General features: G+C 69.3%; 21 protein-coding genes. 7 read left to right on the plus strand and 14 right to left on the minus strand.

Annotation, left to right across the window (positions count from 1 at the left end; genetic code table 11):
• Positions 1-77 precede the first annotated feature (77 nt).
• Together K6753_RS07795 and K6753_RS07800 are read right to left on the minus strand one after the other, a co-directional pair.
• Positions 78-734 (minus strand): response regulator transcription factor, encoded by a 657-nt coding sequence (locus K6753_RS07795; RefSeq protein WP_223675891.1) that lies wholly within the window; start codon positions 732-734, stop codon positions 78-80.
• 148 nt (positions 735-882) lie between these two features.
• Positions 883-2,295, minus strand: a complete 1,413-nt coding sequence (locus tag K6753_RS07800) for a sensor histidine kinase (RefSeq protein ID WP_223675892.1) — start codon at positions 2,293-2,295, stop codon at positions 883-885.
• A gap of 348 nt (positions 2,296-2,643) precedes the next feature.
• Here K6753_RS07800 and K6753_RS07805 point away from each other — a divergent pair, with 348 nt between their 5' ends.
• Positions 2,644-3,369, plus strand: coding sequence for a DUF2092 domain-containing protein (locus K6753_RS07805; RefSeq protein ID WP_223675893.1), 726 nt, complete (start codon positions 2,644-2,646; stop codon positions 3,367-3,369).
• 66 nt (positions 3,370-3,435) lie between these two features.
• On the opposite strand, the gene K6753_RS07810 is transcribed toward K6753_RS07805, so the two are convergent.
• From K6753_RS07810 to K6753_RS07820, 3 genes are all read right to left on the minus strand, one after another.
• The gene (locus tag K6753_RS07810; RefSeq protein WP_223675894.1) at positions 3,436-3,945 is read right to left on the minus strand and encodes a DUF4426 domain-containing protein; all 510 of its coding nucleotides are present in this window, start codon (positions 3,943-3,945) and stop codon (positions 3,436-3,438) included.
• Positions 3,946-3,952: 7 nt separating this feature from the next.
• Positions 3,953-4,798 (minus strand): pyrroline-5-carboxylate reductase, encoded by an 846-nt coding sequence (gene proC, locus K6753_RS07815; RefSeq protein ID WP_223675895.1) that lies wholly within the window; start codon positions 4,796-4,798, stop codon positions 3,953-3,955.
• Positions 4,799-4,989: 191 nt separating this feature from the next.
• The gene (locus tag K6753_RS07820) at positions 4,990-5,694 is read right to left on the minus strand and encodes a YggS family pyridoxal phosphate-dependent enzyme (RefSeq protein ID WP_425492093.1); all 705 of its coding nucleotides are present in this window, start codon (positions 5,692-5,694) and stop codon (positions 4,990-4,992) included.
• Between the two features lie 125 nt (positions 5,695-5,819).
• Between K6753_RS07820 and K6753_RS07825 the strand changes: the two genes are divergently transcribed.
• The 3 genes from K6753_RS07825 (at position 5,820) to K6753_RS07835 (ending at position 8,792) form a co-directional block, all read left to right on the plus strand.
• A complete protein-coding gene (locus K6753_RS07825) occupies positions 5,820-6,857 on the plus strand; it encodes a type IV pilus twitching motility protein PilT (RefSeq protein WP_223675896.1) in 1,038 nt (345 codons plus the stop codon).
• Between the two features lie 93 nt (positions 6,858-6,950).
• Positions 6,951-8,102, plus strand: a complete 1,152-nt coding sequence (locus K6753_RS07830) for a PilT/PilU family type 4a pilus ATPase (RefSeq protein ID WP_223675897.1) — start codon at positions 6,951-6,953, stop codon at positions 8,100-8,102.
• Positions 8,103-8,321: 219 nt separating this feature from the next.
• Positions 8,322-8,792: an FKBP-type peptidyl-prolyl cis-trans isomerase gene (locus K6753_RS07835; RefSeq protein ID WP_223675898.1), complete on the plus strand. Its 471-nt coding sequence runs from the start codon at positions 8,322-8,324 to the stop codon at positions 8,790-8,792.
• Positions 8,793-8,937: 145 nt separating this feature from the next.
• Here K6753_RS07835 and K6753_RS07840 read toward each other — a convergent pair whose 3' ends face one another.
• Genes K6753_RS07840 through K6753_RS07855 form a run of 4 tightly spaced genes read right to left on the minus strand, consistent with a single transcriptional unit; the run spans position 8,938 to position 12,181 of the window.
• Positions 8,938-9,504, minus strand: coding sequence for a DNA-3-methyladenine glycosylase I (locus K6753_RS07840; RefSeq protein ID WP_223675899.1), 567 nt, complete (start codon positions 9,502-9,504; stop codon positions 8,938-8,940).
• Positions 9,501-9,914: a response regulator gene (locus K6753_RS07845; protein ID WP_223675900.1), complete on the minus strand. Its 414-nt coding sequence runs from the start codon at positions 9,912-9,914 to the stop codon at positions 9,501-9,503. Before K6753_RS07845 ends, K6753_RS07840 begins: the two co-directional genes overlap by 4 nt.
• 3 nt (positions 9,915-9,917) lie before the next feature.
• Complete coding sequence (locus tag K6753_RS07850; RefSeq protein ID WP_223675901.1) at positions 9,918-10,355, minus strand: response regulator; 438 nt, start codon at positions 10,353-10,355, stop codon at positions 9,918-9,920.
• Entirely contained in the window at positions 10,352-12,181 is a 1,830-nt protein-coding gene (locus K6753_RS07855; RefSeq protein WP_223675902.1) for a sensor histidine kinase, read from the minus strand. The genes K6753_RS07850 and K6753_RS07855 overlap by 4 nt, the downstream gene beginning before the upstream one ends.
• A gap of 152 nt (positions 12,182-12,333) precedes the next feature.
• Here K6753_RS07855 and K6753_RS07860 point away from each other — a divergent pair, with 152 nt between their 5' ends.
• From K6753_RS07860 to K6753_RS07870, 3 genes are read left to right on the plus strand one after another with little or no spacing between them, the layout of a single operon-like run.
• Positions 12,334-12,930: a YqgE/AlgH family protein gene (locus tag K6753_RS07860; RefSeq protein WP_223675903.1), complete on the plus strand. Its 597-nt coding sequence runs from the start codon at positions 12,334-12,336 to the stop codon at positions 12,928-12,930.
• A complete protein-coding gene (gene ruvX, locus K6753_RS07865) occupies positions 12,927-13,412 on the plus strand; it encodes a Holliday junction resolvase RuvX (RefSeq protein ID WP_223675904.1) in 486 nt (161 codons plus the stop codon). The genes K6753_RS07860 and ruvX overlap by 4 nt, the downstream gene beginning before the upstream one ends.
• 32 nt (positions 13,413-13,444) lie before the next feature.
• Entirely contained in the window at positions 13,445-14,383 is a 939-nt protein-coding gene (locus tag K6753_RS07870) for an aspartate carbamoyltransferase catalytic subunit (RefSeq protein ID WP_223675905.1), read from the plus strand.
• Between the two features lie 42 nt (positions 14,384-14,425).
• Here the strand turns inward: K6753_RS07870 and mgtE are convergent, their stop codons facing one another.
• From mgtE to rapZ, 5 genes are all read right to left on the minus strand, one after another.
• A complete protein-coding gene (mgtE, locus tag K6753_RS07875) occupies positions 14,426-15,787 on the minus strand; it encodes a magnesium transporter (RefSeq protein ID WP_223675906.1) in 1,362 nt (453 codons plus the stop codon).
• A gap of 222 nt (positions 15,788-16,009) precedes the next feature.
• Positions 16,010-17,740: a phosphoenolpyruvate--protein phosphotransferase gene (gene ptsP, locus K6753_RS07880; RefSeq protein WP_223675907.1), complete on the minus strand. Its 1,731-nt coding sequence runs from the start codon at positions 17,738-17,740 to the stop codon at positions 16,010-16,012.
• A gap of 12 nt (positions 17,741-17,752) precedes the next feature.
• Entirely contained in the window at positions 17,753-18,022 is a 270-nt protein-coding gene (locus K6753_RS07885) for an HPr family phosphocarrier protein (protein WP_223675908.1), read from the minus strand.
• A gap of 25 nt (positions 18,023-18,047) precedes the next feature.
• Positions 18,048-18,440: a PTS sugar transporter subunit IIA gene (locus K6753_RS07890; RefSeq protein WP_223675909.1), complete on the minus strand. Its 393-nt coding sequence runs from the start codon at positions 18,438-18,440 to the stop codon at positions 18,048-18,050.
• 116 nt (positions 18,441-18,556) lie between these two features.
• On the minus strand, positions 18,557-19,408 hold the full coding sequence (gene rapZ, locus K6753_RS07895) for an RNase adapter RapZ (protein ID WP_223676141.1): 852 nt from the start codon (positions 19,406-19,408) through the stop codon (positions 18,557-18,559).
• Positions 19,409-19,416: the final 8 nt, after the last annotated feature.

Raw genomic sequence — 19,416 nt, forward strand, 5'->3', positions numbered from 1 at the left:
CTGCCGCGGCGCCGTGGCGCCAACGCGCCAACGCGCCAACGCGCCGTCGCGCACGGACATCGATCGAAGAGACCGGGTCAGGCCTGGAGGCGCGCCATCGCCCGCGGCGGTTCGTTCGTGGGTGGCGTCTGCAGCTGCACCGCGATGTGCACCAGTTCGGCGACCGAGCGCGCATGCAGCTTTTCCATCACGTGCGCGCGGTGCGCCTTGACCGTGCGCTCGCACGTGCCGAGGTCACCGGCGATCTGCTTGTTGAGGCGGCCGGCCACCACCTGCTCGAATACCTCGCGCTCGCGTGCGGTCAGCGATTCGAATGCCTTGCGCAGGGCATCGTGCCTGCGATCGTCAGCACGTTGGGCGGCATCGCGTTCGAGCGCCGCGGTCACGGCCGCCAGCAGCGGCTCGCGCTCGACCGGTTTCGTGAGGAAGTCGACCGCGCCGCGCTTGATTGCAAGCACGCTCATGGCGATGTCGCCACAGCCGGTGAGGAACACCACCGGCGGGGCATCCGCGCGCTGCATGAGCGCACGCTGCAGGTCCATCCCGCTCGGGCCGGGCATCCGGACGTCCAGCAACAGGCAGCCCGGGACGTCGGGCGGCCAACTCAGCAGGAATTCGCCGGCCGAGGGGTATTCGCGCACCTCGAAGCCGAACCCGCTCAGCAAGCGATGCAGTGCGTCTCGCGTCGGCATGTCGTCGTCGATGACATGCACGATCGGATTGACGTGTTCCATGCGGCACCCTCCATGAGAAACCGATGCAACGGATCCATCCCCCTGAACGCACTCTAGACCCCGTGCACACTCGCAACGCGGATGTGCATGGGCACCGGCCATTTTCTGGAGTTTTTCCGACGAGCGGTTGCGCCATCGCCGGTGTGCGTTATGGGTTTCCCTGGCGCTCCTGGAACGCGGGCAGGGTCACCCGGAAGGTGGCACCGCCGTGTGGATTGTTTTCGGCCTGGATCCAGCCCCCGTGGAGCTCCACCAGGGACCGCGCGATCGACAGGCCCAGTCCCATGCCATGGGCCTTGGAGGTATAGAAGGAGTCGAACAGCCGGTCGAGATGTTCCGGTGGAATGCCGTGCCCCTGGTCGGTGATCCGGAACTCGGTTTCATTGGTGGCGTTGCGCGATACCGCCAGGACGACCTCGGCCGGCGCACCGGGCAGCGGGTCCCGGGGCGGGTCCATGTCCATGGCATCCAGTGCATTGATGAGCAGGTTGATCAGCACCTGTTCCAGCCGTCCACGATCCCCGCGCACATGGACCGGTTCGGCGGCCAGCAGGAGGTCCAGGGTAATCCGTCGCCTGCGGGCCTCCGGAGCGACGAGTCCGATGACGTCCTCGGCGACAGCATTCGCATCGAGCTTTTCCAGTACGACCTCCTGGCTCCGAACCAGCGTCCGCACCTGCTGGATGACGTTGGTCGCGCGCAGGCCGTCGCGACGGATGTCCTGGAGGATCTGCCCGAGCTCGTCCATGGGCGGCGCATTGCGTTCGAGCAACAGTTCGCCGGCCTCGGTGTTGCTCAGGATCGCGCCCAGCGGCTGGTTGATCTCGTGCGCGATGGAGGCCGTCAGCTCCCCCACCACGGCCAGGCGCGAGATGTGCGCAAGGCCCTGCTGCCGGCGCTCTGTCATCGACTGCGTCGTCTCCAGGCTGTAGGCCAGCTCGTACGACACCAGCAGCACCATCAGCATGAACACGTGCGGCACCGGGGTGGGCAGGCGCGCGATGTCCAGTTCAATCAACGTGGCATAGCCCGCCATTTCGAATATCGCCAGGCCCATGCCCGCACCCAGCGTCAGCGCCCGCAAGCGGGACCTGGATCGCCATAGCCGGACCGAACCCGCCGCGACCAGGAGTGCAAGGCCGAACAGTGCGAGGTCCGCCGGAAGGCCCTGGCGATGGCCCGGGTCGGACGACGCCTGCACCCCCATTGGCCACGGCGACACCAGCGCTTCCACCAGCGCCAGCGCGAACAGGACGGTGACCAGCCATGACACCTGGCGCGTGGTGGCGCCGGCGCCGGAATACTCGGCGGAAAACCACACGATCGCCACGCCCCAGGCCATGGAAAAGCCCATCGATGCCCGCTGGGCGGCGCTGGAGGGGGTATCGAGGTCGGGAAAGATGCCGTAGACGCCGATTGCACCTGCGGCAGCCATCGCGGCCAAGCCGAACCACAGGCGCTCACGCGCGATGCGGTCGCTTCGCCAGGCCAGCAGGTGCAGGACGCCGCACAGCGCAAACGTGGCGGCAAGGACGAACAGCAGGATGATCCCCTGGCTCATGTGACTCCGTCCACGTGCAGTCCCCCCGCGCGCACTGTAGCCGCGTGCGCTACGGAAATCCTGTGCGGGGAAATGGGGCGTGGGCTGCGGCCGCCAATCGCGAGCCACCGCCGACCCCGCGCCTGCCGAGGGTTCGTGGGGTCGCGCCCGTTCCGACACAGCCCCCTGGCTGCCCCAACGGGTAGCGGCCGGTTCCCATTGCGCCAATACCGATGGAGGCACGGCTCGACCATAGTCAGCCCGAGGTGCCGCTTCCTATCGGCGTCCCGCCTGGGTGTCGAGGATCAGTTGCCGATGGCGCAGCGCGATGCCGTGCGTCGACCCGAAACGCAACATCGAGGTTGGATCATGAAATCGACTTTGCTGGCGCAGCTCATCCTGTGCGCGGTCGCCGCTCCGGTGTCGGCAGCCGATCGCGTGGACCAGGAGGCATTCCGCACGCTGTCGGACGTCCGCGACAGGCTTCGCGCCCTGGACACGTACGTCCTGGACACGGAGGTGAGCACCCGGACGGCGGTGGGCGGCGGGCGCTACCGGGACTTCAAGGGCCAGGTCCGGTACGTGGTCGATCGGCCCCAACACCTGTTCGCCGATGTCCAGGGCGATGGCGTCGTCCGCAAGGTGTATTTCGACGGGCAGCTGATCTCGGTGTATTCCCCCGGCCGCAACGCGTATGCGCAGTGGGATGCCGTGGGTACGATCGAGACCTTGCTTGCCGCGGCCCGGGAGCAGCGGGGACTCGACCTGCCCGTGGCCCATCTGTTCGCCTGGGACGAGGAGCCCGAACGGATGCGCCAGTCCACGCGCGCGACGTACTCGGGCACCGGCGTCATCAACGGGCGCGAGTGCGAGCACTACTCCTACAAGTACGAGGACGTGGTGTGGGAGCTGCACGTCGACCAGGATTCGATGCCGTGCAAGCTGTCCATGGTCGACCTGAAGGATCGCGGCCTGCCCGGCTACAGCGCGGAGTTCACCTGGACGACCGGGGCGCCGGTGTCGCCCGGGGATTTCCGGTTCACGCCCCCCCCGGGCGCGCAACGAATTCCGATGTCGGAGATGCCGGAAAGCTGAGGGGCACCTCGCGGAGGCGTGGGTGCACGTGGCCGCAACGCACCGTGCGAGACCCCGATTGCCGCGTCAGCGCGGGAAGATGTCGCGCGTGAACTGCATGGTGCTGGTCGCGCCGTCCTCGCGCCGGATGTCCAGGTCGAAGCGCAAGGTGTCGGGTGGCGACACGCGGGCGATGCCGACGTAGTCGACCAGGTCGCCGCTGCGGACTTCGCGCAACTCCAGCGTTTGGCGTACGCCGCGCAGGTCGGTCGCGGTGGCGGTGATCGTGGCCGGCAGCGCGGTCTCCTGCATGTTCGGGCCCTGCCGTACGCCGACAAGCAGCATCACGCTGCCCGGGTCGCGCTGGATGCCGTATTGCGCGGCGACCGCCTCGGACATCGCCGTGGTCGGCAGGACGCTGGCGCGAATGGTGACGTCACCGCTGCGGACCGTGGCCTCCTGCATCGAATTACCGGCGGGCGCGGCCGCATCGGACATCGCCGAGGGCTCGCGGCCGCAGCCGGCCGCGCCGATTGTCATCAGCAGGGCCAGGGCGGCGGCACCGTAAGCAGGCTTCACGAAGGGCAGGTTGCGCATGGGGGCCTCAGTCGTTGGCGGCGGACAGCTCGCGCCCGCGGCGGGTGGCGGCGGTAACGGCTTGATCGACCAGCGTGCGCAGGCCGCCGGATTCGAAGGTCTCGATCGCGGCCTGGGTCGTACCGCCCGGCGAGGTGACGCGCTTGCGCAGGACGGCGGCGGGCTCGCCCGACTCGACCAGCATCCGCGCCGCGCCCATCAGCGTGTGCGTGGCCAGCGTGCGCGCGGCATCGGCCGGCAGCCCCTGCGCCTCGCCCGCGGCCTGCATCGCCTCGGCCAGCAGGAACACGTAGGCCGGCCCGCTGCCCGACACGGCGGTGACCGCATCCATCTGCGCTTCGTCGTCGATCCACACTGTCTGGCCGACCGCGCCCAGCAAGGCGTCGGCCTGCGCGCGCTGCTCGTCGGACACCTCGGGGCTGGCGAACAGGCCGGTCACGCCGGCGCCCAGCAATGCCGGCGTGTTGGGCATGCTGCGCACCACCGCGGCCGCGCCTCCGAGCCAGTGCTTCATCTGCGTGCTGGTGATGCCGGCCGCGACCGAGATCGCCAGCGGCGGGTGCGCACCGGCCACCGCCTGCATGCCGTTGCAGACCACGCGCATGACCTGCGGCTTGACCGCGAACACCCAGATCGCCGCGCCGTCGGCGGCCTCATGCGCCTCGCGGAAAACCGACACACCAAAGTCCGCGCGCAGCGCCTCGCGGGTGGCGTCATCGGGTTCGGCGACGCGGATGTTCGAAGGTTGCGCGCCGCGCGCGACCATGCCGCCGATCAGGCTGCGGGCCATGTTGCCGCCACCGATGAAAGCGACGGTGGGCAGGGCGGGCGAGGCGTTGGGCTCGGAGGTCATGGCGCTCCTCGATGGGGTGGGAGGCGGGTCAGTGTAGGGGATGGCGGCTAGCGGCTAGCTAGGGGGTGGCCACCTTGCCGAGCGCAGCGAGGGAGCTGCTTGTACGCGTTGGTGTGGCAAAGACTTGGAACATCAGGTGCTTCCGTTTGCTCGGGAGAGACATCGAGCAGGCAGCCCCTAGTCCCCAGTCCCTAATCCCTGGCCCCGAACAACGCCGTCCCCACCCGAACCATCGTCGCGCCTTCGGCGATGGCGACCTCCAGGTCGTCGCTCATGCCCATCGACAGCGTGTCGACTGACGGGTGCGCCGCCTGCAACTCGCTAAACAGCGCGTGCATCCGCGCGAACGCCGGCCGGCGGCGTTCGACGTCGTCGTGCGGCGTCGGGATGGCCATCAGGCCACGCAGGCGGAGCGACGGGTGGGCCGCGATGGCCGCGGCCAGGTCGGCCACCGCATCGGGCGCGCACCCGTGTTTGCTCGACTCATCGTCGATGTTGACCTGCAGCAGCACGTTCAACGGCGGACGGTCCGTTGGCCGGTGCCGCGCCAGCGCGTCCACCAGTCGGGGGCGGTCGACGGTCTGCACCCAGTCGAAGGCGGTGGCCGCCTCGCGCGCCTTGTTCGATTGCAGGTGGCCGATCAGGTGCCATTCGATCGCCGGCAGCGCCGGTTGCCTGTTCAGTTCCGACTGCTTGGCCACCGCCTCCTGCACGTAGTTCTCGCCCAGCGCCACGATCGCCTGCGGCTGCATCCGCGCCCAGGCGCCGGCCAGTTCCGCGACTGCCGTCGCACTATGGCGTTTGGACACCGCCAACAGCCGCGGTGCTGGCCGTCCGGCGTCCCCGGCCGCGTTATCAATGCGTTGCAGGACTTCGTGCAGGCGGCGTTGGTACACGTCGGGAGCTCCCGGTTCGGAGTGCTGGATTTGCGGTGATGACTCAGGGCTATACTGCCGCGCAGGGGTTGTACCGTTCCAGTTCAAGGCCTGTCATGGGCCATTCGCGTTGCGGGGGAGCACGCATGGATATCGCCGAACTTCTGGCGTTTTCGGTCAAGAACAAAGCATCCGACCTTCACCTGTCGGCCGGCCTGCCACCGATGATCCGCGTCGACGGCGACGTCCGCCGGATCAACATCCCGGCGCTGGACCACAAGCAGGTGCACGCGCTGGTCTACGACATCATGTCGGACAAGCAGCGGCGCGATTACGAGGAATTCCTCGAGGTCGACTTCTCGTTCGAGATCCCCGGCCTGGCGCGTTTCCGCGTCAACGCGTTCAACCAGAACCGCGGCGCCGGCGCGGTGTTCCGCACCATTCCCTCGGAAGTGCTGACGCTCGAGGACCTGGGCTGCCCGCGCATCTTCAAGGAGCTGATCGACCAGCCGCAGGGCCTGATCCTGGTGACCGGCCCGACCGGCTCGGGCAAGTCCACGACGCTGGCGGCCATGCTCGACCACGTCAACAAGAACGAATACGCGCACATCCTCTCGGTCGAGGACCCGATCGAGTTCGTGCATACCTCGCAGAAGTGCCTGATCAACCAGCGCGAGGTGCACCGCGACACGCACGGCTTCAACGAGGCCCTGCGCTCGGCGCTGCGCGAGGACCCGGACTACATCCTGGTCGGCGAGTTGCGCGACCTGGAGACGATCCGCCTGGCGCTGACCGCCGCGGAAACCGGCCACCTGGTGTTCGGCACGCTGCACACCAGCTCGGCGGCCAAGACCATCGACCGCATCATCGACGTGTTCCCCGCGGGCGAAAAGCCGATGGTGCGCTCGATGCTGTCGGAATCGCTTCGCGCGGTGATCAGCCAGGCGCTGCTGAAGAAGGTCGGCGGAGGCCGTACCGCGGCCTGGGAAATCATGGTCGGCATCCCGGCCATCCGTAACCTGATCCGCGAGGACAAGGTCGCGCAGATGTACTCGGCGATCCAGACCGGCCAGCAGTACGGGATGATGACGCTCGACCAGCACCTGCAGGACCTGGTCAAGCGCGGCCTGATCGCACGCCAGCAGGCGCGCGAGTACGCCAAGGACAAGCGTCTGTTCGATTGACGGTAGACGTGGCCCCTCGCTGGAGGGGCCAGAAGCACGGGCGCAGCGCGCCCTGAACCGCACACGGCTCCAGCGCCTCACGGAGGCATCCGCATGAACACCAGCGCCACCACCGGCAGCAGCATCGACTTCACCTCCTTCCTCAAGCTGATGGCGCACCAGAAGGCGTCGGACCTGTTCATCACCGCCGGCATGCCGCCGTCGATGAAGGTCAACGGCAAGATCAGCCCGATCACGCAGAACCCGCTGACGCCGCAGCAGAGCCGCGACCTCGTGCTCAACGTGATGAACCCGCAGCAGCGCGAGGAGTTCGAGAAGACCCACGAGTCCAACTTCGCCATCGGCGTGACCGGCGTCGGCCGGTTCCGCGTCAGCTGCTTCTACCAGCGCAACCAGGTGGGCATGGTGCTGCGCCGGATCGAGACCAAGATCCCGACGGTGGAGGAGCTGAGCCTGCCGCCGATCATCAAGACGCTGGCAATGACCAAGCGCGGCATCATCATCTTCGTCGGCGCTACCGGTACCGGTAAGTCGACGTCGCTGGCGGCGATGATCGGCTACCGCAACCAGAACTCGACCGGCCACATCATCACGATCGAGGACCCGATCGAGTTCGTGCACAAGCACGAGGGCTGCATCATCACCCAGCGCGAGGTCGGCATCGATACCGACACCTGGGAGAACGCGCTCAAGAACACCCTGCGCCAGGCGCCGGACGTGATCATGATCGGCGAGGTGCGCACCCGCGAGGGCATGGACCACGCCATCGCCTTCGCCGAGACCGGCCACCTGGTGCTGTGCACGCTGCACGCCAACAACGCCAACCAGGCGATGGACCGCATCATCAACTTCTTCCCAGAGGACCGCCGCAGCCAGTTGCTGATGGACCTGTCGCTGAACCTCAAGGGCGTGGTTGCGCAGCAGTTGATCCCGACCCCCGACGGCAAGGCGCGCCGCGTGGCGATGGAAATCATGCTGGGTACGCCGCTGGTGCAGGACTACATCCGCGACGGCGAGATCCACAAGCTCAAGGAAGTGATGAAGGAGTCCACGCAGCTGGGCATGAAGACCTTCGACCAGGCCCTGTTCGAGCTCTACCAGGCCGGCGAGATCAGCTACGAGGATGCGCTGCGCTACGCCGACAGCCAGAACGAGGTGCGCCTGCGCATCAAGCTGGCGCAGGGCGGCGATGCCCGCACGCTGGCGCAGGGCATGGACGGCGTGGAAGTCGCAGAGGCACGCTGAGCCGCGCCGACCACAGCGGTTCAGGTAGTGATCAGAGCGCCCGGCATGCCCGGGCGCTCTGCATTTGGCGGCGTCATTGCGGGTCGGCCCAGCGGCTGCGACTCCTTGCCCGCGGTTGTCATCGCCGCCCGGTTTCCCTAGGGTGGTGGGGTTACATCGTTCGCTGCCGTGGGTTTGCCGGCACATCCCCCATTCCAAACCAACCTCTGGAGGTTTCCCATGGAGATCGCCGATCGCTGCGTTGCTTCGATCCGCTACACCCTTACTAACGACGCGGGCGAGGTCATCGACCAGTCGCCCGAACAGCAGCCGTTGAGCTACCTGCACGGCGCCGGCAACATCGTGCCGGGCCTGGAGAAGGCGCTGGCCGGCCGCAAGACGGGCGACAGCTTCAAGGTCGACGTCGCCCCCGACGAGGGCTACGGCCCGCGCCACGATGGCCTGGTGCAGTCGGTGCCGCGCAGCGCGTTCCAGGGCGTGGACAACGTCCAGCCGGGCATGCAGTTCGAGGCCAAGACCGACCGTGGCCCGGTGCTGGTGCGCGTGGCCAGCGTCGACGACGAGCAGGTCACCGTCGATGGCAACCACCCGCTGGCGGGGCAGACGCTGCACTTCGCGATCGAAGTGGCCGACGTGCGCGCCGCCACCGAGCAGGAGCAGGCCGCGGGGCAGGCCGGCGTCGCCGCCTGATCCGCACGTCGTCCGTCTCTGGACGGGTGTATGCGTCGTAGCCCGGGTAACCCCGGACTTGATCCGGGGGCACCCGGGTCGTCATGTCGCAGGAAGGTGACGGAGATCCCGGGTGCGGCCTGCGGCCTTACCCGGGCTACGGACGTCAGACGCGCCCGTCGCGGGCGCGCGTCCACGGCGGGTCCAGTGCGGCAATGCGGATCGCGGCGGGGCAATCGTCGCGGTGCGCGCCAGGCAGGTAGCCCAGGCTCATCAGGAACTCGCCGGTGATCTCACCGCCGGTGAAGCGGAAGGTCCGCTTGAACACGCGCACCCACGAGGCCTTGTCCCGTGGTGCGTCGCCCTCCATCAGGTGCGCGTCCAGCCAGTCGGCGAATCCGCCATGGCTGTCGCGCAGGCCGCGGATGACGCCCGCGTTGTGGATCGCGGCATCGACCTTCAGGCGGTTGCGGATGATGCCGGCGTCGGCCAGCAGGCGCGCGCGGTCGGCCGCGCCGTAGGCGGCCACGGTGTCGACATCGAATCCGCCGTACGCCGCGCGGAAGTCCTCGCGCTTGCGCAGCATCGTCTCCCAGCTCAGGCCCGCCTGGTTGATCTCCAGCAGCAGACGTTCGAACAACACGGCCTCATCGCGATGCGGCACGCCGTACTCGGTGTCGTGGTACGGGCCATGCAGCCCATGGCCGGGCGCGATGTCGCAGTAGCCGCTCACGCGCGTCGGGCGAGCCGCTTCACCAGGTCGGGCAGCTCCCGCCACTGGGTCTTGAGCAGGTAGCCGTCCGCGCCCAGCGGCCGCGGGTCGTCGCCCGCGGCGTCTTCATTCGGAGGCGGCATGCCCTGCGGCGGCCACTGCCCGGAGAAGTAGACGAAGGGAACGCCCGGCGCCAGTTCGCGCACCAGCGCCAAGGCCTGCTCGCCCGAAAAGCCGGGCAGGTTCAGGTCGGACACCACGACGTCCGGCGGGAATGCCTGCAATGCTTCGCGCAGACCTGCCTCGTCCTCGACCCGCCGGCAGGCGACGTCCAGACCCGCTTCGGCCAGTTCGATCTGGGTCAGGTCGGCATCGTCGGCCGAGTCCTCGACCAGCACCAGCCGCAATGTCGGGGCACCGGGGTCGCGCATGGCTCAGTCTTCGGGAATCTCGTTGAACACCGCCCAGAACTTGCCCAGCGCCTTCACCGCGTCGAAGAACTGGTCGACGTCGACCGGCTTGACGACGTAGGCGTTCACGCCCAGGTCCCAGCTGCGCGCCAGGTCGCTTTCCTCGCGCGAGGACGAGAGGATGACGACCGGCAGGCGGCGCAGGTTCTCGTGGGCGCGCAGCTTCTGCAGCACTTCGAGGCCGTCCATGCGCGGCATCTTGATGTCCAGCAGCAGCACCGCCGGATCTTCGTCGGTGCGGTCGGCGAAGCGCCCGGTGCGCATCAGGTAGTCCAGCGCCTCGACGCCGTCCTCCACATGCACGATCGGGTTGGCGAGGTGGGCGTCGCGCAGCGCGTCGATCGCCATCTCGGCGTCGGCGGGGCTGTCTTCGGCCAGCAGGATGGTGCGCAGTTTGCTCATGGGGTGGGCTCGCGGGATATGGAGGGAGTGGCGCCGTCCGCGTCGGGGCGGTCCAGCGTGGCGGGCAGGGTGAAGAAGAAGGTGGCGCCGGCATCGGGCGTGGATTCGGCCCAGATGCGGCCGCCGTGGCGCACGAGCACGCGGCGCACGCTGGCCAGGCCGATGCCGGTACCGGCGAAATCGCTGGCCTTGTGCATGCGCTGGAACACGCCGAACAGCTTGCCCGCGTAGGCCATGTCGAAGCCGGCGCCGTTGTCGCGCACGGTGAACAGGTGGCTGCCGTCGTCGTTGCGCTCGTGCCCGACCTCGATCACCGCCACGTCGCGCCGCGCGCTGTACTTGACCGCGTTGCCCAGCAGGTTGAGCCACACCTGCCGCATCATGTTCTCGTCGGCCACCAGCATCGGCAGCGGCGCGATGCGCCAGTCGATGCGCAGGTCGGGGTGCTCGGCGTGCGCGTTGGCATCCAGCAGCGCGCGCGTCTCCGCCACCAGCGTCTGCATGTCCACGGCCTGCAGGCGCATGGCGCTGCGGCCCAGGCGCGAATACACCAGCAGGTCGTCGATCAGGGTCGACATGCGGCGCGCGGAACTCGAGATCACCCCGAGGTAGTGGAGGCTCTTCTCGTCGGCATCCTCGCCCAGCTGCTTGGTGAGCTTGTCGGCGAAACCGGCGATGTGGCGCAGCGGGGCGCGCAGGTCATGGCTGACCGAGTAACTGAAGGCTTCCAGCTCGCGGTTGACGTCCGATACCTGGTCGACCTTGCCTTCCAGCTGGCGGTTCAGCTCGTGGATGCGTTGCTCGGCGGTCTTCTGCGCGGTGACGTCGCTGACTGTCATCAGCGCGACGTGGTCGTCGCTGTCGGGCAGCGGCATCCGGCGCGCGTTGACCAGCACGGTGCGGGATGCACCGTCGGCCGTGGTCTGGGTGCGCTCGAAGTCCCACATCTCGCGGCCGCGCACAAGGACATCGCGCAGGCGCTGGCCGAACTCGACGTCGTTCCAGGCGCCGTGGCCCACAGAGGCCAGTGGTTGGCCGATGGCCGAGGTGTCGAGGCCATAGACCTCCCCGAACGCCGGGTTGAACATCACCACGCGCTGGTCGGCATCGGCCAGCACGATCGGTTCGCGCACCGTCTGCAGTACGGCCTGGGCACGGTCGCTGGCGCGGCGCTGGGCGCGCTCGGCGTTCAGGCGCTCTCCGATCTGGCGCTGGGCCAGGTAGAGGATGATGCCCAGCAGCACGAGCTGCGCCAGCATCGCCAGCCAGCCGACCAGTTCGGTCCTGCGCTGCAACTGCGCCGAGCGCGTGTCGCGGTCGGTCAGGAGGGCCTGCTCCTCGGCCACGATCTCGTCGGCCAGTTGCCGGATCGGCAGGCCGGCGATCAGGCTCTGGATGGCGTCGTCGTCCTGTTCCGGGCCGACCTGCAACTGGCGCTCGACCAGCAGCAGCCGTTGCTCCAGCAGCGTGGACAGCCGCCCGATGCGCAACTGCTGGGCCGCGTTGTCGCGGGTGAGCTCGATCAACCGTGACAGCCCCGCGGGCACCGTGTCGCGGCCACGCTCCACGCGCGTTCGCAATGTCGGGGTGTCGATGCCGGAGGCCAGTGCGAGGGCGGCGGCTTCCAGGTCGCGCGTGTCGTAGAGCAGCTCCAGCACGGTCGATTCGACCTCGCGCGTGTGCTCCACCATCGCGGCCGCCTGCTGGCTCTCGTCCATGGCCTCGCTCAGGACGATGAATGGCCCGACGACAATTGCGACGATCAATGCCACCAGCAGGGGCATGCGCCATCGGGACCAGGCATTGGAACGGACGGTGTCGGGCATCGGGCTCTCGGTCGCCGGCAGTGACGCGCGGCATCCACCCGTAAGCGAGATCGGCCGCCGGGCATCATGGCCGGCGGGGCGGGCGAATTCAATGCCATTGGCCGGGGAAGCGGGGCCCTTGGCCGACGGCGCGGCGCGCTAGAATCACGGCCATGTCCGCCGACTCCGCGCCTTCCGTCCCAACGCCCCACGCCGCCACCCCGCTGGCCAACCAGTTGCTGATCGCGCTGCCCTCGCTGCAGGACGGCAATTTCGCCCGCAGCGTGGCCCTGATCTGCCAGCACGACGACGACGGCGCCATGGGCATCGTCGTCAACCGCGCCTCCGAATACACGCTGGGCGAGGTGCTCGGGCAGATGGGCGTGGACGGTGGCGCCCCGGAGATGCGCGGCCAGGTGGTGCTGGCCGGCGGGCCGGTGCATCCGGAGCGCGGGTTCGTGCTGCACGACGGCGGCCTGCGCTGGGACTCCACGCTGCAGATCGCCGAGTCGCTGTTCCTCACCACCTCGCGCGACATCCTCGAGTCGATGGCCCAGGGCGACGGCCCGCCGCAGGCGATCGTCGCGCTAGGCTGCGCCGGCTGGGGCGCCGGCCAGCTCGAGCAGGAGCTGACCGAGAACGACTGGCTGACCGCCCCGGCCGATGCGGAGCTGCTGTTCTCGCTGCCGTTGGACCACCGCTGGGAGGCCGCTGCCGGTCGCATCGGCGTGGACTTCGCGCACCTGGCTGACTACGCCGGCCACGCATGAGCACACCCGGCATCAAGCGCGATGGCACGGTCCTGGGCTTCGACGTGGGCGCGCGCCGGATCGGCGTCGCGGTGGCGAGCGCCTTCGGACACGGTGCGCGCGCGCTGGCGGTGGTGGACGTGCACGGCCACGGCCCCGACTGGGCGCTGATCGACCGCCTCCACAAGGAGTGGCGTCCTGACGGGCTGATCGTCGGCGACCCGATGACGCTGGAAGGCGGCGACCAGCCCATCCGGGCCCGCGCGCACGCCTTCGCCCGCGAACTGCAGGCGCGTTATGGCCTGCCCGTCGCGCTGGTGGACGAGCGATCGAGCTCGATCGAGGCCGCGCAGCGTTTCGCCGCCGAGCGCGCGCAGGGCCGCAAGCGCCGGCGCGATGCCGAGGCGCTCGACGCCGTCGCCGCGGCGGTGATCATCGAGCGCTGGCTCGCCGCCCCCGACGACGCCACGCTGCTGGCACCCGGTGCCACCCCGGCGCCGTGACGCCACCGAGATTCCTCCCTGACATTGCCCTGATGACCGCGAACGCTTCCGGCCGCGCTGCCCCCATCGACCACCTGTTGACCCTTGACGGACTGCCGCGCGCCGCGATCGAGTCGCTGCTGGACCGCGCGCAGCGTTTCGCCGACGGTCAGATCGCGCGCGACCGTCTCGCCGGCACGGCCGTGTGCACGCTGTTCTTCGAAGCGTCCACACGCACGCGCCTGAGCTTCCAGCTGGCCGCGCAGCGGCTGGGTGCGGATGTACTCAACTTCGACGCATCGACCTCTTCGACCAGCAAGGGCGAGACGGCGCTCGACACGCTACGCACCATCGAGGCGATGGGCGTGCGGGGCTTCATCGTGCGCCACAGGGTCGACGGCGCGGTCGCGGAACTCGCGGCGCATGCCGGTCCCGATACGCACCTTGTCAATGCCGGCGATGGCCGCAGCGCGCACCCCACGCAGGGACTGCTGGACATGCTGACGCTGCGCCAGGCCAAGGGTCCGGACTTCTCGAGGCTGAAGGTACTCATGGTCGGCGACGTGAAGCACTCGCGCGTGGCGCGCTCGGACCTGCAGGCGTTGCGTGCACTGGGCGTGGGCGAGCTGCGGGTGTGCGGGCCGTTGGCCCTGCTGCCGGTCGACGACGGCACGCTGGCCGGTTGCGGCGTTTCCGACGACTTGGACGCGGCGCTCGAGGGCGTGGACGCGGTGATGATGTTGCGCCTGCAGCGCGAACGCATGGACGACGGCTTGGTCGCCTCGCTGGAGGACTACCACCGCGACTATGGCTTGACCGGCTCGCGCCTGCGGCGTGCCGCACCCGATGCGGTCGTGATGCACCCGGGCCCGATCAACCGCGGGGTGGAGATCACCGACGAGGTGGCCGACGGGCCGCAGTCGCTGATCCTGCGGCAGGTCGCCAATGGCGTGGCCGTGCGCATGGCGGTGCTGGAGTCGCTGTTGGGCTGAGGGCCGGGGCAGTTGCGCTGGACAGCGCGCGCCGGCGTGCGCTCAGCGCATCAGGATGACGGTCGCCAGGCCGAGGAAGCTGAAGAACCCCATCACGTCCGTCACCGCGGTCACCACCACGGTGCCCGCCACCGCCGGGTCGATGTTCATCCGCTTCATCAGCAACGGCACCAGCGTGCCGGCCAGCGCCGCCGAGCAGAAGTTGATCACCAGCGCGGTGGTGATCACGGCCGACAGCAGGCCGTCGCCGAACCAGATCCAGGCCACCGCGCCCACCAGCCCGCCGATCAGCAGTCCGTTGATCAGCGCGACGCGCAATTCCTTCCACAGCAGGATCGACGCGTTGCTGGCGCCCACCTGGCCCAGCGCCAGGCCGCGCACCATCAGCGTGAGCACCTGCACCGCGGCGTTGCCGCCAATGCCGGCGACGATCGGCATCAGCACCGCCAGCGCCACGATCTGCTCGATGGTCGCCTCGAACCGGCCGATGACGAACGCCGCCAGGAACGCGGTCGCCAGGTTGATGCCCAGCCACACCACGCGGCCACGCACGGCGCGCCGGATCGGCGAGAACAGGTCCTCGTCCTCGTCCAGGCCCGCGGCGCCCAGCGCCTGGTGCTCGGCCTGCTCGCGGATGATGTCGACCACGTCATCGATGGTGATTCGGCCCAGCAGCTCGTTGGTGCTGTCGACGACGGGCGCCGACACCCAGTCGTGGTCGGAGAACTGGCGCGCGACCGACTCGGCCGACTCGTCCACGCGCAGGGCGGTCAGGCTGTCGTCGATCAGGTGGCTGATGGGCGTGTTGGGGTGGTGCGTGACCAGGTTCTGCAGCGCCACCCAGCCCAGGAGCTGCCGGCGCCGGCTGACGACGTACAGGTGGTCGGTGTGCTCGGGCAGCTCGCCCCTCAAGCGCAGGAACCGCAGCACCACGTCGACGGTGGTGTCGGCGCGCACCGTCACCACGTCCGGGTTCATCAGTCGCCCGGCGGTGTCCTCGGGGTAGGACAGCACCTGCTCCAGCCGGTCGCGGTTCTCGCGGTCCATCGACTTGAGCACTTCGTCGATCACCGTATCGGGCAGGTCCTCGACGAGGTCGGCCAGGTCGTCGATGTCGAGGTCTTCGACCGCGGCGATGATTTCGTCCGGGTCCATGTCCGCCAGCAGGCTTTCACGCACCTCGTCGCCGACGTGGACCAGCACCTCGCCGTCGTCCTCCGGGTCGACCAGCCCCCACACCACCGCGCGCTTGGCCGGCGGCAGCGATTCGAGCAGGTTGCCGATCTCGGCCGGGGACAGTGTGTTGACCAGCCGACGCACCGGCCCCAGGCGGCCGCTGTCGAGCGCGTCCGACAGCATCCGCAGCTGGCGCGAGGTCTTGTCGTGGCGGATGGCTTCGGCCAAGGCGGCGCTCCTGGTGGTCCGGCGGTCTGGCTCGTCGAGCCGGTATCGGCCGCCGCCGTTGCCCTTGGAGCAACGAAGGTGCGACCTGGCGTCACGCGTTCATGCCGGCATTATCGCCACTTGTCGTGCGCTGCACACCCCATTGACTGGCCGCATCGCGCGCAGGAGGGAAAGGCCGCAGTTGAGCCCGCGACCCACGCGGGACGACAGGAGTCAACTGGCTCAGCGGGCCAGGTCCGGCGCGGCCGCGGCCATCCACCGCTCGATCTCCAGCCGCCCGCGTGCCTTGAGCAGCGACGGTGCGCGTGCCTTCAGCGCCTGCAGGTCGCAGGCGCGGATGGTGCGGCGCACCTCCAGCAGCGTGACCGGGTGCAGGCTCAGTTCGGTCAGCCCCATCGCCAGAAGCATCGGCACGAAGCGCGCATCGCCGGCGATCTCTCCACACACCGCCACCGGCTTGCCCTTGCGCTGGGCCAGCCGAATCACATCGCGGATCAGCCGCACTACCGCCGGGTGCAGCGGCGAGTACATCTCGCCCAGCGCCTCGTTGTTGCGGTCCACCGCCAGCACGTACTGCACCAGGTCGTTGGTGCCGATCGACAGGAAATCCAGGTCGGCGATGAAGCCGGGCAGGGCGATGGCCGCGGCCGGTACTTCGATCATCGCGCCCAGCGGGATGTGGTCGGCGATCTCATGGCCTTCGGCGCGCAGCTCGGCGGCCAGCCGGTTCATGCGCGTGCGCACCGCGCGGATTTCCTCGCGGCTGCTGATCATCGGGACCAGGATGCGCAGCGGGCCGTAACCCGACGCGCGCAGCAGGGCGCGCAACTGGTCGTCCAGCAGGCCGGGGCGCGCCAGCGACAGCCGCACGCCGCGCAGGCCCAGCGCGGGGTTGGGTTCGTCGCGCAGCACCAGCCCGGTCCGGTCGGCCTTGTCGGCGCCCAGGTCGAGGGTCCTGATGGTGACCGTGCGCCCGGTCATGCCGAGCACGACGTCGCGGTAGGTGCGGAACTGCTCGTCCTCGTCCGGGACCTCGTTGCGCTGCAGGAACAGGAACTCGGTGCGGTAGAGCCCGATGCCCGCTGCGCCCAGCGCATGGGCTTCGGCCACGTCGTCGCGCGATTCGGCGTTGGCGTACAGGCGGATGTCGACGCCGTCGATGGTGCGCGACGGCTCGCGGCGCAGGCGGTTGAGCTGCTTGCGCTCGCGTGCCAGGTCACGCACGCGGGCGCGGTGCGCGCGCAGGTCGGCGGCGTTGGGCTCCACCACGACCAGGCCGCCGGCGCCATCGACCACCAGCACGTCGCCGTCGTTGACCTTCTGCAGCACGTGCGCCGCCCCCACCACCAGCGGCAGGTGAAGGCTGCGGGCAAGGATCGCGCTGTGCGACAGCGTGCTGCCGCCGGAGGTCACGATCGCCATCACGCCCTGCGCCTGAAGTTGCGCGATTTCCGCCGGCGCGACGTTGTCGGTGACCAGGATCTCGCCGGCCACGCCCTGCATGTCCGCATGGCGGCGGTGCAGCGCGGCGTGGATGCGACCGATGACCTGGTCGATGTCCTCCACGCGACTGCGGAAATAGGCGTCGTCCATGCTCGCGAACACGCCGGCAATGCGATCGCGCTGCAGCCGCAGCGCGTAGTCGGCACTGTAGCGGCCGGTGCGGATCAGCTCGTCCAGGCCGCTGAGCAGCTCGGGGTCGTCCAGCAGCAGTGCATGCAGGTCGAGGAACTCGCCGACCTCCTGCGCCAACGCCCCGTGCAGGCGGTCGCGCAGGCCGTGCATCTCTTCGCGCACCGTGGCGATGGCGCGGTGCAGGCGTTCAAGTTCGTCCTCGATCGCCTCGGCCGGGATGCGCTCCTCGGCCACTTCCAGCACGTGCGGCAGGCGCACACGGGCGCGGCCCAACGCGCTGCCGCGCGCTGCCCCCTGCCCGGTGAATTCCTGCCGCATCCGGACGCGGCCTCAGGCGTCTTCGTCGAAGCGGCGGTCGAACAGCTCGGTGACCTTGTCGGCCACCGCGGCCTCGTCCTCGCCGTCGACCCTGAGCTTGACCTGCGTGCCCTGTCCGGCCGCCAGCAGCATCACGCCCATGATGGACTTGGCGTTGACCTCGCGGCCCTTGGCGGTGAGCGTGGCATTGCTCTTGTACGCCGACAGCAGCTGCACCAGCTTGGCGGTGGCGCGGGCGTGCAGGCCCAGTCGATTGGAGACGGTGAGTTCGCGTTCGATCATCGCTGTGTCCTTCCGGGGTCCGTCTTCAAGCGTCGTCCAGTATCACGCCGTTGCGCGCGCCGGCCGACGCCACGGCGGGCAGTTCGTCCAGTTCCAGCTCGGCGTAGTTCATCACGCGCAGCAGCATCGGCAGGCTCAGAGCCGACACCCGCCTGACCGGCGTCCCCAGCCGCGCCACCTTGGCAGCGACGTTGCTGGGCGTCGCGCCGTAGAGGTCGGTCAGCACCAGCACGCCCTGGCCACCGTCGACCCGGCGCAGGGCGGCGCTGGCCAAGGGCAGCAGCGCATCGGGGTCGCCGTCGAACGGCACGTCGAGTGCTTCGGTCTTCAGTGGCAGGGTCCGCAGCAGGCGCGTGGCGACCGCCAGCAACGCGCTGCCAACGCCTTCGTGGGTGATGAGGAGGATGCCGATGGCCATGCCCGCCAAGTTAACAGACGGGTGTTACGGGCCGGAAGCGGGTCGGGCGGGCTGCTGCGTTCCGCCAGGACGCCGACACAGCGACATGCCCGGTGATGCCGGCAGATTCGCGGCGGTCAATCCAGTTCGCGGTGGTGCACGGCGACCTCGTCCCAACCGGCGTCACGGGCGTGGCGCGCCATGCGCTCGGCCAGGTACACCGAGCGGTGGCGTCCGCCGGTGCATCCGAAGGCGACCGTGACGTAGCTGCGGGTACCGTCCGCGCGCAGCCGCGGCAGCCAGGTGTCGAGGAAGCCGCTGACCTGCTCGACGAACCGCACCGCGTCCGGTTCCGCCTCCAGGTACTCGGCGACGGCCTCGTCGCGGCCCGAGAGCGGGCGCAGGGTCGCGTTCCAGTGCGGGTTGGGCAGGCAGCGCGCGTCGAATACGAAGTCCGCGTCGGCCGGCACGCCATGGCGGTAGGCGAAGGATTCGAACAGCAGCGAGACCGTGCTATCGCTGCCCAGCCCGAACTCGGTGATGACCTGGCGGCGCAACTGGTGGACGTTGAGGTCGCTGGTGTCCATCACGCGGTCGGCGATCTGCCGCAGCGGCTTGAGTACCTGCCGCTCCAGCGAGATCGCGTCGGCCAGCGACAGGCCCAGGTGGCTGAGGGGATGGCGGCGACGGGTGTCGGCGTAGCGCTTGATCAGGGCGTCATCGCGGCTCTCGAAAAACACCAGCTTCGGATCCAGTCCCATCGCGCCCACGGCCGACAGCGAGCCGGGAATGTCGGCCAGGTCGCTGTGGCGATTGCGCACGTCGATGCCGACGGCCAGTTTCGCGGGCGCGCCTTCGCCGCCCTGCACGCTGCGCACGAACTGCGGCAGCAGCTCGGCCGGCAGGTTGTCGACGCAGTAGAAGCCCAGGTCCTCGAAGGTGTTGAGCGCCACCGACTTGCCCGACCCGGACATGCCGCTGACGATCACCAGCGCGC

It is taken from the genome of Novilysobacter selenitireducens (assembly GCF_020026895.1).
GTDB lineage: Bacteria > Pseudomonadota > Gammaproteobacteria > Xanthomonadales > Xanthomonadaceae > Lysobacter_C > Lysobacter_C selenitireducens.